Annotated in this window: 14 protein-coding genes and 1 pseudogene; 8 read left to right on the top strand and 7 right to left on the bottom strand. The window is 59.0% G+C overall.

Annotated features, from left to right (window positions below; translation table 11 throughout):
* Nucleotides 1–33 precede the first annotated feature (33 nt).
* Entirely contained in the window at nt 34–1599 is a 1566-nt protein-coding gene (locus tag I8E17_RS26090; protein WP_069614019.1) for a GMC family oxidoreductase, read from the bottom strand.
* A gap of 250 nt (nt 1600–1849) precedes the next feature.
* On the opposite strand from I8E17_RS26090, the gene istA reads away from it, so the two are divergent.
* The 3 genes from istA to I8E17_RS26075 all read left to right on the top strand — a co-directional run bounded on the left by istA (nt 1850) and on the right by I8E17_RS26075 (nt 4615).
* On the top strand, nt 1850–3385 hold the full coding sequence (gene istA, locus I8E17_RS26085) for an IS21 family transposase (protein WP_112722466.1): 1536 nt from the start codon (nt 1850–1852) through the stop codon (nt 3383–3385).
* Between the two features lie 12 nt (nt 3386–3397).
* A complete protein-coding gene (gene istB, locus I8E17_RS26080) occupies nt 3398–4153 on the top strand; it encodes an IS21-like element helper ATPase IstB (protein WP_112722455.1) in 756 nt (251 codons plus the stop codon).
* A 243-nt stretch (nt 4154–4396) separates the two neighbouring features.
* Nucleotides 4397–4615, top strand: a complete 219-nt coding sequence (locus I8E17_RS26075) for a hypothetical protein (protein WP_069614018.1) — start codon at nt 4397–4399, stop codon at nt 4613–4615.
* A gap of 478 nt (nt 4616–5093) precedes the next feature.
* Here the strand turns inward: I8E17_RS26075 and I8E17_RS26070 are convergent, their stop codons facing one another.
* From I8E17_RS26070 to I8E17_RS26050, 5 genes and pseudogenes are all read right to left on the bottom strand, one after another.
* Nucleotides 5094–5774 (bottom strand): TetR/AcrR family transcriptional regulator, encoded by a 681-nt coding sequence (locus tag I8E17_RS26070; protein WP_069614017.1) that lies wholly within the window; start codon nt 5772–5774, stop codon nt 5094–5096.
* 77 nt (nt 5775–5851) lie between these two features.
* Nucleotides 5852–6688: an SDR family NAD(P)-dependent oxidoreductase gene (locus tag I8E17_RS26065; protein WP_069614016.1), complete on the bottom strand. Its 837-nt coding sequence runs from the start codon at nt 6686–6688 to the stop codon at nt 5852–5854.
* 34 nt (nt 6689–6722) lie between these two features.
* The gene (locus I8E17_RS26060) at nt 6723–7466 is read right to left on the bottom strand and encodes an SDR family NAD(P)-dependent oxidoreductase (protein WP_162750876.1); all 744 of its coding nucleotides are present in this window, start codon (nt 7464–7466) and stop codon (nt 6723–6725) included.
* Nucleotides 7467–7722: 256 nt separating this feature from the next.
* A pseudogene (locus tag I8E17_RS26055) lies at nt 7723–8087 on the bottom strand (DDE-type integrase/transposase/recombinase); the annotation flags it as partial.
* A gap of 54 nt (nt 8088–8141) precedes the next feature.
* Nucleotides 8142–9479, bottom strand: coding sequence for an epoxide hydrolase family protein (locus I8E17_RS26050; RefSeq protein WP_069614014.1), 1338 nt, complete (start codon nt 9477–9479; stop codon nt 8142–8144).
* A gap of 305 nt (nt 9480–9784) precedes the next feature.
* Between I8E17_RS26050 and I8E17_RS26045 the strand changes: the two genes are divergently transcribed.
* From I8E17_RS26045 to I8E17_RS26030, 4 genes are all read left to right on the top strand, one after another.
* A complete protein-coding gene (locus I8E17_RS26045; protein ID WP_229002243.1) occupies nt 9785–10174 on the top strand; it encodes a hypothetical protein in 390 nt (129 codons plus the stop codon).
* A gap of 159 nt (nt 10175–10333) precedes the next feature.
* Entirely contained in the window at nt 10334–10708 is a 375-nt protein-coding gene (locus I8E17_RS26040) for a FixH family protein (protein ID WP_069614403.1), read from the top strand.
* Complete coding sequence (locus I8E17_RS26035) at nt 10705–12144, top strand: efflux RND transporter periplasmic adaptor subunit (protein ID WP_229002242.1); 1440 nt, start codon at nt 10705–10707, stop codon at nt 12142–12144. The genes I8E17_RS26040 and I8E17_RS26035 overlap by 4 nt, the downstream gene beginning before the upstream one ends.
* Nucleotides 12141–15305: a CusA/CzcA family heavy metal efflux RND transporter gene (locus tag I8E17_RS26030; RefSeq protein ID WP_219511715.1), complete on the top strand. Its 3165-nt coding sequence runs from the start codon at nt 12141–12143 to the stop codon at nt 15303–15305. The genes I8E17_RS26035 and I8E17_RS26030 overlap by 4 nt, the downstream gene beginning before the upstream one ends.
* A 604-nt stretch (nt 15306–15909) precedes the next feature.
* Here the strand turns inward: I8E17_RS26030 and I8E17_RS26025 are convergent.
* Nucleotides 15910–16806: a LysR family transcriptional regulator gene (locus tag I8E17_RS26025; RefSeq protein ID WP_069614012.1), complete on the bottom strand. Its 897-nt coding sequence runs from the start codon at nt 16804–16806 to the stop codon at nt 15910–15912.
* Between the two features lie 229 nt (nt 16807–17035).
* Between I8E17_RS26025 and I8E17_RS26020 the strand changes: the two genes are divergently transcribed.
* Nucleotides 17036–17770 (top strand): SDR family oxidoreductase, encoded by a 735-nt coding sequence (locus I8E17_RS26020; RefSeq protein WP_069614011.1) that lies wholly within the window; start codon nt 17036–17038, stop codon nt 17768–17770.
* Nucleotides 17771–17922 lie beyond the last annotated feature (152 nt).

The raw sequence follows: 17922 nt of genomic DNA, 5'->3' as shown, positions 1-17922 counted from the left end.
CATTCCGCTGATTGTTTGCCGCCCTCGCGTCGTTTACAACAATTGGTCAGTAAGAATGCGTGCCGCCCGCTCACCTACAACGACGCACGGTGCCATGGTATTTCCAGTTGGAATTCTGGGAAAAATCGATCCGTCAGCGATCATCAGATTGTCGATGCCATAGACCTTGAGTTTTGCATCGACAACCGACATCTCATCGCGTCCCATTTTCGCCGTGCACGTCTGATGCCAGAACGGAACCGCACTCTCACGCAGGAAGAGATCGATATTGTCCCTATAGGTTTCACCCGGATAGACTTCTCCCTTGGTCAATTCGCCCAACCCAGCTTGCGCTCCGATCTGTTGGGAGAATTCGACGGCGGCCCTGGCGGTTTTCAGGTCATCGGGATCGGAGAGCGAGTTCAGTTCCAGCAGAACCCTTTCTCGTGGATCTGCGCTCCGCAGTCTCACTCGACCGCGGCTACGCGGCCGCGCCAAACCAGCGACCAACGACCACGCGTGCGGGGGGACGGAGTGCTTCATTGCGATCTCGGGGCTGCAGATTGGAAACTCGCCCTGGCAAACCAGGACATCTGGCGAGGTGCTTTCAGCGTTGACTGCCGCATATACGGTAGCAGCACTACCGTTTCCACGTGGTTCCATCGGCTCTCGATATTCAAAGATACTCGGAAAGCAAATGTGATCCTGTAGGTTTTCCCCCACGCCGGGCAAATGCTGGGCGGTTTGAATGCCCAATCGCCTCAACTCCGCCTCGGGTCCAATTCCGGATTGCATGAGAATTCGGGGGGTATTGATAGATCCTGTTGACAGGACCACATGCTGGGCGGCGCGAAAATGATGGCGCTTCCTTCCCTCAACCACATCGACTCCAACCGCGCGACCCTTTTCAAGGACAACTCGCTCGACGGTACCGCCAGTCAGGATAGTCAGATTGCTACGGCCAAACACGGGACGTAAATATGAATCAAAGATCGACATACGTTCTCGTCCGTCGGCGCGTATATCCGTGATCGCGCATCCGCTCCGTTCCTCCATCATCCGCCCGTTTGGGTTCGCGAACCGGGGAATTCCTAAGGACTCTGCGGCCGCTAGCAAGCCTATCGCGATCGGGTGTGGTTGGCTCGGCTGAAACACAGTCACTGGCCCCTCGGTTCCGCGTCGCGTGTCACTCGCGCCCCTATAGTCTTCTATAGACCTGTAGAGCTTCTGTATTGCGTCATATCCCCAGGCGGCATCGCCGCTTTCGGATGCGTAGTAGTCCCAATCGCTCCGATGCCCACGTGCCCAGATCATGGCGTTGATGCTGGAACTGCCGCCAACGACCTTGCCCATTGACATCAACAATGACCGGCCATTCAAACCTGCAACCGGTTCGGAAACGAAGCCCCAATCTTCAGCGGTACCAATATTTTCCGGCCACCGGACGGCGTTTCGTATCGTTTCGGTAAATTTCATTCCGCCGCTTTCGATTAGCAGCAGATTGATGTTCGGATTGTCAGACAGACGACGGGCGACAACGGAACCTGAGGAACCAGAGCCGCAAACGATGATGTCGAACGTCTGATCCGGCGGTTCTGAGGGTTCAAGTGCGTGTAACATGGCAGACATTCTCCTGCGTTAAATTGGGAGGAATTTGGTCCTCGTTGAACCGGATCGAGACACGGCAATGCCGTCACAATGCGGATTCCGACGTGAAGCCGGCCGGCATTCCGATCAAAGACCGGCCACCATTCCGATTTGAAGCCGGCCACCGTTCCAATCAAAGACCGGCCAGTTTTCGGCACTGAAGATTACCTCCTGGGTCAGCAACTTTTGGCATCGATACCTCGTGATGAACGAGGGGATTTTGATGCCGGCAAAGAGAAGGCTGACCATGAGACATTTGCGACAAATGCTGCGGCTTGCGGCAAGCGGAACCAGCTCGCGTGAGATTGCCGTCGTATTGGGAATTGCGCGTAGCACGGTGCAGGATAATCTGCAGCGCGCGGCAGCGGTTGGGTTAAACTGGCCCTTGCCTTTGGATCTCACCGACGATGCGCTCGAGAGCAAACTGTTCACTCGTAATGGCATCAAACACGGCACGAGACGACGGGTCGAGCCCAATTGGGCCGATCTTGCCATCGAGCTCAAGAAGCCGGGCGTTACCATGCTCATCCTGTGGGAGGAGTATCGTGGGTCGCACCCCGACGGTTACGGCTATAGCCGCTTTTGTGAACTCCTGCGTGGGTTTCAACAGCGGCTTTCACCGACGATGCGCCAGGAGCATGCTGCTGGCGACAAGGTGTTCGTCGACTATTCCGGCAAGAAGATCCCGATCGTTGATCGCAAGACCGGAGAGATCCGCGAGGCAGAGATCTTTGTGGCGGTGCTCGGTGCATCGAGCTTCACCTATGCTGAGGCGACCTGGACGCAAACGCTCCCTGACTGGATCGGCTCGCATGTCCGGATGTTTCATTTTTTTGGAGGCGTTCCCCGGCTGATCGTTCCCGACAATCTGAAGTCGGGCGTCAACCACGCCAGCTTCTACGATCCCGAGATCAACCGCAGTTACGGCATGATGGCCTCCCACTATGGCGTCGGAGTTCTCCCGGCACGGCCGAAGAAACCGCGGGACAAATCGAAAGTTGAGAACGGAGTCCGTTTTGCTCAGACCTGCATCCTGGGGCGGTTGCGCAAGCTGACTTTCTTCTCGCTGGCTGAGGCCAATGCCGCTATTGGCCAGGCACTCGATCGCATCAACGATCACCTCATGCGTCGATTGGGTGTTACCCGGCGGCAAGTATTTGAAAGTGTCGAACGTGCTGCGCTCGCCAGTCTTCCGGGTGAAGACTACGAATTCGCCGAATGGCGTCTGGTCCGTGTCTCGACCGATTATCACGTCGAGTTCAAAAGCTTCTTTTATTCCGTCCCCCATGCCCTCATTCGCCAGCAGGTCGACCTGAGGGCAACGGCACGCACCATCGAGATCTTCCACCGCGGCAAGCGCATCGCCGTGCATCAGCGTCGGTATGGTGGTCCTCGCCATGGAACCGACCCAGATCACATGCCCAGTTCCCACCGGCGATACGCTGAGTGGACACCAGATCGCTTTCGGCGCTGGGCCGCATCCATCGGGCCACAGACAGAGGGCCTGGTGATCGCAATTCTTGCTAGCCGTCCGCACCCCGAACAGGGCTTTCGAACATGCCTGGGTGTGCTTCGCCTGTTTCGCGACATCGAACGCAATCGGGCCGAAGCCGTATCAGCACGCGCCGTCGAGATCGGTGGCCTGAACTGCAAGAGCATCGCCTCGCTGCTGGCCAACCACAAGGCGGCGCGCCATTCCACCGAACCAACCGCCATTGTCGACCATGCCAATCTGCGTGGCCCTGATTACTTTCATTGAGGAGACATACCAATGCTGACCAATCCCACCATCAACATGCTGCGTGAACTCGGCCTCAATGGCATGGCCACAGCCTTCCAGGAGCTCGACGCACAATCCGAAGCGCGCGGCCTCGAGCATGGAGAATGGCTTGCCATCCTACTCGAACGAGAGGCCACCATGCGCCGCCAGAAGCGCTTCGAAGCCCGCGCCAGGGCTGCCAAACTTCGCCACGATGCGCAGATCGAGAATGCCGACTTTCGTGCCGCACGCGGTCTCGACCGCAATCTGTTCATGACGCTTGCTGGCTGCGATTGGATCCGCAGGCACCACAGCCTTCTCGTCACAGGGCCGGCCGGCGTCGGCAAGAGCTGGCTTGCCTGTGCACTCGGCCATAAAGCATGCCGCGAAGATTTCTCCGTCGCCTACCACCGGGTTCCTCGGCTATTCGCAACACTTGCCCTTGCACGAGGCGATGGGCGATATGGCCGGATCCTCAAATCGCTGGCCAAGACCGATCTGCTTATCCTTGATGATTGGGGACCGGAAAAGCTCAACGATGATCAGCGGCGCGATCTCCTCGAGATCATCGAAGACCGCTACGAGCGCCGATCGACGATCGTCACCAGTCAGGTGCCCCTGGATCGCTGGTGGGAAATAATAGCAAACCCCACGCTCGCCGATGCCATCCTGGATCGCCTCGTTCACAATGCCTATCGCATCGATCTCACCGGTGAAAGCATGCGAAAACAGCGCTCGTCGATAGCGCCTGAAAAACCGCACGCTTGACCTGAAACAAAACCCGATCCAAACATCCAACAGACCCAGGATCAGTCCGACAAATGGCCGCCTTCAAATCGGAACCCCGGCCGGAATGAAATCGGAATGACTGGCCGGCTTCAAATCGGAATCGATGGCCGGCTTCATCGGAATACGCAGTCACAAACTGGCTGTCTTGTGTGCGAATTTTGTTATGGAAATCAGCTGGATGATTACATCTGTAAAGCTCGCTGATGCCCTACTGAAATAGCGGTGGCTGAGGCGAACAACCCCATAGCAACGATGAAAGAGGTTCGTTTCATTGGATACTCCATAGTTGGGAGGCAGAAAAACAACGTTGCGTCAACAAAAGATAAGCTTCCCAAGTATTTCAGTGTTAACAGCCAGATGTATCTGGATCTTGTCTGGCAGCAGCAGGAATTGTATCGAACTGTTGCGCTGGCAGGTCAGACTGCCTTCCAGCCTGCTTAGGCCTTGCACCGCTGCGGTGGCTACGGCACGGTTACCTCCTGAACTTCAACGCGGTAGAGGACCACCTTCGTTATAGAGCCCATCGCTAGGCCCAGCATCATCATCAGTAGCTAACTTCACGATGACCATTGCCCCTTGGCTAGCGGTCCTTGTGTCTTGGTGACCATTGAGATCAGCCGCTATGTGGCCCGGCGTGGCGGCGTTGATCTTGATGTGAGCATGAGCGGCGCTTCGGGCAAAAGCGTTCGCGTACTGAACCGTCAGCATATTAATAGCCGTCTTTGAAGAGGCGTAGGCAAGTATCGTGTCGGATTGGCCAAACAGCGTTGTTGGATCACCGCAAAGCGTATGTGATGCTGTCGTACTCGTAACTGTCACGATGCGTGGATATTGCGACTTCTGCAGCAGGGGAGCATCCGGTGAATGGTGCGGACCACACCAAAGACATTAGGGAAAGAGGATGGTGGAGGTGCTGCGGTTATCCGCGAGAAGACTCGAGGATTCCCATCGTAGAAATGTAGATGAGCCGGGAAAGTCGTTGAACGAAATCGACTCTCGATTCCGAAAGAGCCGGATGCTCTAGCGCCTCAATAACCGATGCCGATGGGTTAGCGAACGGCCAGAGGCCCGCCACTAGAATAACAATCATTGATACAAGTTCTCGTGCATTCTTTAAACCCAACTCAGGCAGCGATTCAGCTATAATATGCCCAAGTTCGTCCTGCCGTTCGGTATGTTCAAGCTTGAACGCTCGCACGGCGTCTGGACTGATATTAGTTTCCAACTCTCCACCCAACGCACTCCAAAGCTTACAAACAATTGGCCGTTTACCGATTGCTGATGCAAGGACATGCGCGAGCTCGATCGGCTTGGCGGTTCTTGATGAGAATTCATTCGCCAGTTCGTCTCTCAGGTCGACGAGCCACTCTTCGAGCTCCTGGTTTAACAAAGTGAAGAAAACCGCCTCGCGTGTTTCGAAGTAGCGAACAACATTCGTTTTGGAGAGGTCAACCTTACGACTAAGCTCTCTGAGGCTGATCCCGCTAACCGGTACGCCCTCCAACAAGTCACGTGCCGCCCGCAAGATAGCTGTGCGTCGCGCCACTCTTTGTTCCTCGCTGCGAGCCCTTTGGAATTCGGGCTTCTGTTCGTCCGTCATCTCTTCACCTTGTTTAGACCGTAGCCATCGTATCAGTGGCAACGGTCTAAACCAATCTTCCAAACCGATCTTCCGTCCTATGTGGCGTATACGACGGATTCGCTGACAGACCGCCATTTTTCATCCGAGGCGGCAAGATTATCTGCAGCCATTTTTGCTACCGCTACAGCGTCTCGGCCAAGCAGCAGACGAAGAGGAGGAACATCCATCGCGGCGATATCCAGGAGAACCTTTGCAATTAGTTCGGGATCACCCGGCTGCTTCCCGTCTGCATCTCTAAGACGCTGTACTGCAGGTTCGATAACCGGCTTGTATGCCTCGCTGACTGAAGGAACAGCCATTGAGGAGCCTGCCCAATTGGTCCTCATCCCCCCCGGTTCGGCAACCGTAACCTTAATGCCGAAGGAAGCAACCTCCTTCGCGAGAACCTCCGAGAAGCCGCCGACAGCCCACTTGGCGGCTTGATAGGCACCGAGGCCGGCTCCGCCGACACGCCCGCCGACAGACGAGATCTGGATTATGTGTCCTGCGCCCTGCGCTCGCATGATGGGAAGAGAGGCTCGCGTCATATTCACGACACCATAAAAATTCGTATCGATTTGCGCTCGGAACATCTCCTCGCTCATATCCTCAATCGAAGCGACATCTGCATATCCAGCGTTGTTGACGAGAACATCCAAGCGGCCAAAAGTCTGGACTGCCTCAGCGGCCGCATGACGCGCAGCATTGGTATCCGTAACATCCAAAGATAAGATTTTTACCTTGGAACCAAATTGCTGAACGAGGGTGTTCAATTGAGCTTTATCTCGAGCCGTCGCAACAACGTTGCCACCTGCTTTGAGAACGCTTTCGGCGATCTGTCGGCCAAGGCCACGGGAGCTTCCCGTGATCAGCCAGGTTTTATTCTCTGCCATGTGATTTCTCCATTTGAAGGTAGGTAACAGCGTTCTAGCTGAGGAAGCCGCCGTCGACAGCAAGATGGGCTCCGGTGACGTAGGAAGCCTCACTGGATAATAAGAAGCAGACAGCCGTAGCTACCTCGGCTCCATGACCGAGGCGACCGAGCGGTATGCGTTCCGCAATTTTTTCGACTTCGTCTGCATTCGAGCTCTGCCGGGCAACGGCGATGACGCCTGGCTGAACCTCATTAATACGGATGCCTCTGCTTGCATATTCGAGTGCAGCCGACCGGGTAAGCCCGCGAATTGCATGTTTGCTGGCGCTATAGGCCGAGCGGCCCACAAGACCACGGTCGCCAAAGACGCTAGAGACGTTGACGATGCTGCCGCCTCCGGCTTCTTCCATCACTTGGATTTCATGCTTCATGCAAAGATACACACCGGATAGGTTCACGGCGATGATCTCGTTCCACCGCTCTGCATCGAGATAGCTAACGAGACGGCTGTCACCCGGAATGCCCGCGTTGTTCACCGCCATGTGGATAGCTCCGAATTTATCGACTGTTTGAGCGATCGTACGCTTGACTGCGGCTTCATCGCTGATGTCGGCAGGCAAAGTTATGGCCGTTCCGCCGTTTGAGGTGATATGAGCTTCAATGGCTTCCAGAGCTGTCTCACCTCTGCCGACGAGGGCCACTGCTGCTCCCCTCCTGGCCAAGGTCTTCGCAATTTCTGCTCCGATACCGGTTCCAGCGCCTGTCACATAGGCAACTTTATCTTCGAATGGCTTCAACACTTCGCTCTTTCGCTAAATAAAAGGCCAGTGGTCTCTTAATAAGAGGCCGCTGGACCTTTGTCAAGCGTAGCCAAAGTAAACGGCTTGTTGAATGCTGAAACTCGACAATGGAAAGAGCGGGCACCTGGCCGCAGGCGAAGCGGAAGCAACGCAGCGACATGCTCTCCCTCAGTTAAAACAGTGGCGTCGCCTTATCTGTTTGGAACCCGCGTCGAGGATGTGTGTGCCGTGTTTCAGGCAGCTATCGAGCCAGCGATTTCACGGCAGATCGAGATGGCTTGAGTGCCTTGTTCCTTCGGCTTTGCAGCAGGGCATCGAGGACGTAACCGTTCGCAACGTCGGCTCGCCATAGCCAGTACTCTTTCCCTTGATCGTCACCACCACCTCATCGAGCTGCCACTTGTCGGCAAACTGGCCGGGCGAGCGATGGCGGAGCTGATGAGGAAACTTCGGGCCGAATTTCGCCGCCCATTCCGAGACGGTCTGAAACGAGACGTTGATGCCGCGCTCCGCCAACAGATCTTCGACGTCGCGCAGGCTCAGCGGGAATCGATAATAGAGCCATACCAGGGCTTCTAGATCGAAGCTGCGTTCACTGTGAATATCCGGAGACCGCATCAGCAGTTGAGCGGCGCGACGAAATTTGACCGTCGCGCCGCTTTTCTCAATGGATCACCGGACCGGCTTGAAAGCGGCACGCAGCTCTTCGGCAAACAGCTGAGGCTGCTCCCAGGCTGCGAAGTGTCCGCCCTTGGCGACCCGATGGTAGTAGTTGAGCGTCGGATAGGCCTGTTTGCTCCAGCTTTCGGGTGCCTGGTAGATCTCCTTGGGAAAGACGGAGATGCCAACCGGAATCTTGATATCTCTGGTCTTTTGGGCGGCGGCGCTGAAATTGTTGTTGTTGTTTTCCCAATAGAAGCGCGACGAGGACGCACCGCTGTTCGTCAGCCAGTAAAGCGTGATGTCGTTGAGCATCTCGTCCCGGGACAGGACTCGTTCAGGGACACCGTCGCTGTCGCTCCACTGCGCAAACTTTTCGTACATCCAGGCGGCAAGGCCGGCTGGCGAATCCGATAGCGAATAGCCGATCGTCTGCGGCCGCGTCACCATCATCGCGCCATAAGCGGCGTTTCGTCCAAAGAATGTGCTGAGGGACTGGAAGGCTTCGCGCTCGTCGGGGGCAAGGCTCGCAGGGGCAGGATCGCCACTGTTGATTGGCTTGACCAGGTCGCCGGGAATGGTGGCCGGCATATTGAGATGAATAGCAAGCAGGCCCTTTGGCGCTAAGCGTCCCAGCGCGTCGGAAATGACCGAGCCGTGGTCACCACCCTGGGAGACGTAATGGTCATAGCCGAGCCGCTTCATCAGGACATCCCAGGCTCGCGCCGTGCGGTCCGGCCCCCAGCCGAGCTCGGTCGGTTTTCCCGAGAAGCCATAGCCCGGGATCGAGGGGATGACGACGTCAAATGCATCTTCGGGACGGCCGCCGTAAGCCACGGGATCGGTGAGAGGGCCGATGGTCTTCAGGAATTCGAATGTGGAGCCCGGCCAGCCATGGGTGAGGATAACTGGCAGGGCGTTGGGATTTTTCGAACGGACGTGGATGAACTGGATATCGACCCCATCGATCGTGGTGATGAATTCCGGCAGCGCATTCAGCTGCGTCTCGGCCTTGCGCCAATCGTAGTCGGTTCCCCAATAGCGCACCAGCTCCTGAACCTGCGCCAACTGAATGCCCTGTGACTGATCGCCAACCGTTTCCTTGTCGGGCCAGCGTGTCTCGGCGATGCGCCGGCGTAATTCGTCAAGCTGCGACTGTGGAACATGGATTTCGAAAGGACGGATCGTCTCGTCGGCCTTCGTCGTACTCGCTGGCGTGACCGCTGCGGTATCGGCAGCGCTCGCCGTCTGAAGATACCCAGCCGGAGCGAGCATAACCGCACCGATCGTAAGAGCGACGAAAGAACCTATGTGATGTACGTGTGGAGATATCTTTGCATTTCTAGTCATGGAAAACCCCGTTGTTTATGCCTAGAGCGGCGACGAAACGGAGGCTAGAGATTCAATGTATCCGAGATGTTTGAGAAAGCGGCGAAATTGTATCACAACGTACAGGTCAAGAGCGGGAGACGGCACCATTCGTCGTTGACCAGCTCAGATTTGATATACACTTCGACGCTGGTGAGCCTGCCTGGGATCCACATTTCCAAAGCTCGCATTCGCGATCGGAAATGCCGGGCGCGATGCGAGCTCGAGCCTGCCCGCCACACATTTATGTGACCTACTTTCAAATCGCCGCGGCAATGAGTAAGTTCATGGGCATGAAACATGCGCCTGTCATACGTCGCCTCTTCCTGTTCGTCGCTTTGCTCGCGGTCGCCATTGGCCCTATGAGCATTGGGCTGGCCAGCAGCGCCATGGCGTTGCCCGGCCCCGCGGCGATAGGCGGGATGAGCAGCGTTATGCCCGGCATGCAGATGGCAGAGGGGATGCCGTGCTGCCCGCAACAGAAACCCCTCAAACCGGATTGCGTCAAAGGTTGCCCGCTGGCCCTGGTCTGCACGACCTCGATCTTCGCACACGCCCCTGACGGCCATGGCGGGACGTTCGCTATCTCATGGCTGTCCCACCGTTACGAGCTGATGCCCGCATCGCAACTGACCTCATCCCCTGTCGAGCCTCCTGCTCGCCCCCCAAAAGCCTGATCTCAAGTCATTCTTGAAACATGCCCGCGGTTCACGCCGGACGCTGGAGCGCGTCCGCAGGGATCCGATGGCCATCAATTTTGACCCGAGGACGTGATCAGAGGATCCGTCCCGACGAGATCGGAAATCATGAACAAGACTTCCTTTTCCGCGAGCACGATGCTCCTTGCCGGCGTGCTGATCGTCGGTTCCGCCACCGTCACTCTTGCAGCATCTCAGGACTACGAGTTCCAGCCGGTTTCGACCGATGTGAAGCAGGGTCAGGGATCGCTGGTCTCCGTCCGCCTGATCGACAAGCGGACGGGCAAGCCCGTTCCCGACGCCGTCATCTTTACCACCCGCATGGATATGGCGCCTGAGGGAATGGAGATGATGACGACGCCAGTCGAGGTAGCGACCTCGACCGAGCCTGGCGTCTACGCTTTCAAGACCAACTTCGCCATGGCGGGCGGCTGGCGCTTCAAGCTCGCCGCCAAAGTCCAGGGAGAGCCCGACACGGTGCAGGGCGAACTCGTCCTGAAGGCAGCGCCTTGAACACGCGATCACGTGTGGCAGCCACGCTCTCCCTCGCCGTATTGCTCGGCGGGGGAGGCTATTGGGCTGGCACGAACGATCTTGGCGCGCGGTTCGGCCTTGATGTCTTCGAGCCTGTTCTCGCCACGCCCAATTCCTCCGTGACTGCCCCAACCGGAGCGATCATCTACTACCGCCATCCGGACGGCCTTCCGAAATTCTCAGCAACGCCGACGAATGCCGATAACGGACGGCCATTTGTCGCCGTCCACGCAAGCGAGGATATCAGCTTCGCCGACGCCGAGCGCAAACCCGGCGGGACGGACACGGCTATGGCGTCGTCGGGAACCGCGCCCAGCAAGGGCAAATTGCTCTACTATCGAAACCCGATGGGCCTTCCCGACACGTCCAAGGTGCCGAAGAAGGATTCCATGGGCATGGACTACATCCCTGTGTATGAAGGCGAGCAAGGCGATGCCTCGACGGTGAAGGTCCCGCTCGGCAAACTGCAGCGCACGGGCGTGAAGACGGCGACCGCAGAAATGGCCAGCATCAGCCGCAAGATCCAGGTGCCGGGAACTGTCACTCTGGACGAGCGTCTTGTCAGCATCATCTCAATGCGAACGGATTCATTTGTCGATGACGTCGCCAATGTCACCACCGGCGACCACATCCGCAAGGGCGACAAGCTCTTCCGCTTCTATTCGAGGGAGATCGCGACCGCAGCGTCGGAATATGCCGCCGGCAGGAGCGATGTGCGTGGCAATGGCGACGCCGGTTCGGCGCTGCGGTTGAAAAATCTCGGGGTGCCGCAGGAGGTCATCGACACCATTGCGAATACCCGTCAGGTGCCGCCGAGCATCAGCTACGTTGCCCCGCGCGATGGTATCGTTCTCGAACGCATGGCGACAACAGGCATGATGGCCAAGCCCGGCGACGAGCTGTTCCGTATCGCCGATACCACCAACGTCTGGGTGGTGGCCGACGTGCCGGAATACGATCTGGCTTCGGTCCGAAACGGCGCTGAGGTCAAGGTCACCATCAGGAGCCTGCCCGGCAGGACGTTCAAGGGTGTGGTGGATCTAATCTATCCGCAGGTCGATATGCAGACGCGTACGACGAAGGTCCGCATCGAGCTTCCCAATCCCGACGGAGTGCTGCTTTCCAACATGTATGCCGACGTTGAGATCGAGGCGGGCGCGCCAAACCCGGTCGTTGCCATCCCCAACAACGCCATCGTCGACACCGGCGATCGCCAGGTCGTCTTCATAGACAAGGGAGACGGAAAGTTCGCCCCCAAGGACGTCAAGCTCGGCGTCCGCGGCGACGACAGCACCGAGATCCGCCAGGGTGTCGCCGCCGGCGACAAGATCGTCGTCTCCGCCAACTTTCTGCTCGACGCCGAAAGCAACCTGAATTCGGCGCTGAGCGCCATGACAGAGGAGGCCAAGCCATGATCTCGCGCGTCATCTCCTGGTCCGCTCATAATCTCATTTTGATCTTTGTCGGTGCGGCGCTTGCCGTCGCCGGCGGCATCTATGCGTTGCGCTCTCTTCCGCTCGACGCCATCCCCGACCTCTCCGATGTCCAGGTCATCGTCTACACCGACTATCCGGGGCAGGCCCCGCAGGTGGTCGAGGACCAGGTCACCTACCCGCTGACGACGTCGATGCTGACGGTGCCGAAGTCGAAGGTCGTGCGCGGCTTCTCCTTCTTCGGCGTCTCCTTCGTCTACGTAATCTTCGACGACGGTACCGATCCCTACTGGGCGCGCAGCCGCGTGCTGGAATATCTGAACGCGGCCCAAAGCCGTCTGCCGCAGGGCGTCACGCCGACGCTCGGCCCGGACGCCACCGGCGTCGGCTGGGTCTACGAATACGCTCTCGTCGCCAAGGAACTGTCGCTTGCCGAACTGCGCTCGCTGCAGGACTGGATCGTGCGCTTCGGCGTCTCCAAGTCGGAGGGCGTGGCCGAGGTCGCAAGCGTCGGCGGCTTCGTGAAGCAGTATTCCATCGTCGTGGATCCGGCTCGCCTGAAGGCGCAGGGGGTGTCGCTCTCCGATGTCGCCAACGCCGTTCGCGCCAGCAACACCGACATCGGCGGTCGAACGATCGAGCTGTCCGAGTTCGAGTTCGCAGTGCGCGGCCGCGGCTACCTGAAGGGCATTCCCGACATCGAAAACATCGTCCTGAAAAGCCAGAATGGCGTACCTCTTCGCCTCGGTGACGTCGCCAGGGTGGAACTCGTTCCGGACGAGCGGCGCGGCATCACCGAACTCAATGGCGAAGGCGAGGTGGCGGGCGGTATCGTGCTGCAGCGCTTCGGAGCAAACGCGCTTACGGTCATCGATAACGCCAAGAAGAGCATGGATTCGATCAAGGGCAGCCTGCCGCCCGGCACGGAGGTCGTGCCGGTGTATGATCGCTCGACTCTGATCGAGGCAGCCATTGAGACCTTGAAAGGCACGTTGTTCGAGGAATCAGTCGTCGTCGCGCTGGTGACCATTGCCTTCCTTCTGCATGTCCGCAGCGCGCTGGTTGCCATCGTCATGCTGCCTGTCGGTATCCTGATCGCCTTCATCGCGATGCGACTGCTCGGCCTCGGGGCGAACATCATGAGCCTCGGCGGCATCGCGATCGCCATCGGCGCGATGATCGACGCGGCGATCGTCATGATCGAGAACGCCCACAAGCATCTTGAACGCGCGCCGCCCGGCAAGCCACGCGTGGATATTCTTGCCGAGGCGGCGAGCGAGGTCGGCCCGGCGCTGTTCTTCAGCCTGCTGATCATCACGGTATCCTTCCTGCCGATCTTCACACTGGAATCGCAGGAAGGACGGCTGTTCGGTCCGCTCGCCTTCACCAAGACCTTCTCGATGGCCGCTGCCGCCCTCCTGTCGGTAACGCTGGTCCCGGCGCTGATGGTGCTGTTCGTGCGCGGACATATCGTGCCCGAGCAGAAGAACCCCGTGAACCGTATATTGATCTGGATCTACCGCCCGGTCATCTCCGGTGTCCTCAAGGTGAAGACTCTGACGATCCTCGCCGCCGTCGCGATCCTGGCGGCGACCGTCTGGCCGGCCCAGCATATCGGCAGCGAGTTCATGCCCAATCTCGACGAGGGTACGCTGATGTACATGCCGACCACCCTGCCCGGCATCTCCGTCACCAAGGCGGCGGAGCTGATGCAGACGCAGGACCGCATCATCAAGTCGTTCCCGGAAGTCGAGAGCGTGTTCGGCAAGGCCGGCCGTGCATTGACAGCGACCGACCCGGCGCCGACGGAGATGTTCGAAACCATCATCACGCTGAAGCCTAAATCGCAGTGGCGGCCGGGCGTAACCGTCGACAGCCTCAAGCAGGAAATGGACGCAGCCCTGCAGTTCCCCGGCGTCTCCAACGCCTGGACCATGCCGATCCGCGGCCGCATCGACATGCTCTCGACCGGGATCAGGACGCCTGTCGGGGTAAAGGTCTACGGTACAGATCTGACCGAAATGGAAAAGATCGCCCGTCAGATCGAGAGCGTGCTGAAGACACTCCCCGGAACGTCGAGCGCCTATGCGGAACGGGTCATCGGCGGCTACTATCTCGACATTATTCCCGACCGCACCGCGCTCGGCCGCTACGGCCTGACGATCAGGGATGTCCAGGATGTGGTCAGCATGGCCATCGGCTCGGAGGTCGTGACCTCGACGGTCGAAGGTCGCGAGCGTTACGGAGTGGCTGTCCGCTATCCAAGAGCCTTCCGAAGCGATCCGCAGGCAATCGCAAAGGACGTGCAGATCTCGCTGCCGGGCGGTGGAACGGTACCGCTCGGCGAGGTGGCCGATGTCAAGCTGACCCGCGGCGCGACGACGATCCGCACCGAGAATGGTCAGCTTGCCGTCTACGTCTATGTCGACATCGCGGGCCGCGATCTCGGCGGTTATGTCGCCGAGGCCCAGCAGGCCGTCGCCAAGAGCGTAACGATGCCACCCGGCTATTCCGTCGCATGGAGCGGCCAGTTCGAATATCTCCAACGAGCTGAGGCGCGGCTCGCCGTCGTCGTCCCCTTGACACTGGCGCTGATCTTACTGCTGCTCTATCTTAATTTCAAGCGGCTGACGGAGACAATGATCGTCATGCTGTCGCTGCCCTTCGCGCTCGTTGGCGGCATCTGGCTCATGTGGTGGATGGGATTCAACGCCTCGGTGGCAGTCGCAGTCGGCTTCATTGCCCTTGCTGGCGTGGCGGCCGAGACAGGTGTGATCATGCTGATCTACCTCGACCACGCCATGAAGGAACAGCACGATGCCTGCGAAAAGAAAGGCCGCCCATTCTCGAAGCTGGATCTCAACCGGGCGATCATGGTCGGCGCGGTCGAGCGCGTCCGGCCGAAAATGATGACCGTCGTCGCCATCATGGCCGGCCTGGTGCCGATCCTGTGGCGGACCGGCACGGGATCGGAGATTATGCAGCGCATCGCGGTGCCGATGATCGGCGGCATGGTTTCCTCGACGCTGCTGACGCTGATCGTTATCCCGGCGGTCTACGGGCTGGTCAAGGGTTGGCGGCTGCCAGCGACCTCCGAGATCATCGAGGCTGGACCTGCGATCCTGAGAGAGGCTGCCGAATGAAGGGAGAGACCGATGATGAATGACATGACGGCCGGTGGCATGATGTGGGGCATGGGCCTGGCGAGCCTGCTCGGCATCATCCTCATCGTTCTGGCAATCGGGGCGTTGATCAAATATCTTTTCCACCGCTAGTCATGCACTTGCATCATCGATCGATGGATCACATTGCCGCGATCCGCACGCCGCAGAATACGACCACGGCATGCTTTCGGCGCGGTTCGGCGTAATCCTTTGCGGAAAATGAGACGCTGGCCGGGCCAAAAGCTCTTCGCCCTGCTTCTCGCGGTCTTCATCGCCGCGGGAAGGAACCTGTCTGTTCCTTGACAAGCGGCATGAGCCCGACGATGTCCGGGATGGCGATGTCGCGAACCACAACGCATAGTCTACAGCTCTTGAAGGGATAAGAACCGTCAGCCCTGTCAATACAAAAACCGACCGGTTGAAATTCCTCAATATCGGATATTGGCTATGGAGCCGGAAGTGGACCGTCCGCTATGCGTTCGATTTTACCGACAGCGGCCGCTCCGCAGCTTATCCCTCCCTTTGGGATGCCAATCTCCAACAGCAACATCCGGAGCTCACTTGTGGCGCCTGGCACGCGACGTCAGCCGCTCGATATGGATCGCCCTTCGAGCAGCAAAGCGTACGCGGCGAGACGATGGGATATGAACTCAATGAACAGCCGCACGCGTTTCGTCTTGCGTGTCTCCCCCTGCGTAAGAAGCCAGATCGTCGCAGATGATCTCAGATTGATACCCGGAACTCTCACCAGCAGGGGATCGGCATCTCCAACGAAGCAGGGGAGTCGGGTCATGCCGATCCCTTGTCTCACCGCAGCGATCTGCGCGTCGGCGTCCGGCGTCCTGAATGGAACCCCTATGACGCGGACTTCCCCTTCATCGATCCAGCCGGGAACGGCCTGACCACCGATGACGATGGGCCGGATGGGATCCGGCGCACCCGCACGCCACGCAGCCAGTCGATCGCGGGACATATAAACACCCGCGAGCAGATCCGGACCTTTCAGGCCATGAAGATTGAGCGGCAGGGTTTTGCGATTGGAGACCATCCGGATCGCCACATCCGCCTCCCGGTTAGTCAGATTTACGACATCGCCGGTCGATACGATCTCCATCTCGATATCCGGATGCAAGCGCGCAAAATCAGCGATATCCGGCATGAGCAGGTGTGTCGCAAGGAACGGCGGCAGCGTCACCCGCAGAAGCCCGCGGACGCTCTGGTCGCGCCCGAAGACGCGCGTCTCCAGCTGATGCGAGGAAGCCTCCATCTGGTTCGCGAATTCGAGAGCCTCCTCGCCCGCTGCCGTCATGCGGTAGCCTGAAGGCAGCTTTTCGAACATCCGCGCCCCTAGGTGCTCCTCGAGCTGAGCAATGCGTCGCAGCACGGTTGCGTGGTTGACTCCCAGGCTCTTGGCGGCAGCCCGCACTGAGCCGCCACGCGCGGCGGCAAGAAAGTAGCGAACGTCATCCCAGTCGATCATGGCCCATTCCCGCGCCGCATGGCGCGGCTTGCGAAGACCAGTCTACACTACTGGGCCGCATTGCGCATGATTGTCGCTGGATTCGATCGCGTAAACTGGATCGTTTTCGCACCACGGATGCGCGCGATTGCGCACTCCCGCCGGACGCCGGCGCACCCATATCGAGGCTGTCGGAGGATATCTCCGCAAAGCGATCATCACCCCAGACGCGACACAGGGAATGCGTGACATGAGCAGATTAAATGGAAAGACCGCCGTTATCTCGGGCGGTGCCACAGGCATCGGCCTCGCAGCTGCAAGGCGCTTCATCAAGGAGGGCGCCTTCGTGTTCATTTTCGGCCGCCGGCAGGAAGCGCTCGATGCCGCCGTGGCCGATCTCGGGCCGAATGCCCGCGCGGTGAAGGGCTCGGTTTCCGATGAAGCCGATCTGGATCGGCTCTATGCGGCGGTAAAGGCGGAGCGCGGAACCCTTGACATCGTCTTCGCCAATGCCGGGGCGGGCAGCCCGCTTCCGCTCGGCAAGATCACCGCAGAGCATATCGACGAGACTTTCGACACCAATGTCAAAGGCACGATCTTCACGGTCCAGAAGGCGCTGCCGCTGATGGGCCCGGGCGGTTCGATCATCCTGACCGGATCGAGCGCCGGGACCACCGGTGCACCCGGCTTCACCGCTTACAGCGCGAGCAAGGCAGCCGTGCGCAACCTCGCGCGGACCTGGGCGGCGGATCTAAAGGGCACCGGCATCCGCGTAAACGTGCTGTCGCCCGGGGCGACGGCGACCGAACTCGCAAAGGAGGCGCTTGGCGAGGAGGGCCAGAAGGCCTTCGCCGCGATGACACCGCTCCAGCGCATGGCCGATCCGGCGGAGATCGGAGCGGTGGCCGCCTTCCTCGCGTCCGACGACAGCAGCTTCATGACCGCCAGCGAAGTCGCCGTCGACGGCGGCCTGGCTCAACTCTGACGCGCCAAGCCTCGCTGGTCACTCCAGCAGTCCCATTGCGTACACATCCACGGAAGGAAATGAAATGGCACATCCTCTCAAAGGAAAAACCGCTCTCGTAACCGGCGGCGGGCCAGATATTGGGAGCCCGCGTTCGACGCTGAGGCGGCATT

The sequence above is a fragment of the Rhizobium sp. AB2/73 genome (genome assembly GCF_020871915.1).
Taxonomy (GTDB): Bacteria; Pseudomonadota; Alphaproteobacteria; order Rhizobiales; family Rhizobiaceae; genus Rhizobium; species Rhizobium dioscoreae.
This window is presented reverse-complemented; position numbering and strand designations above follow the sequence as displayed.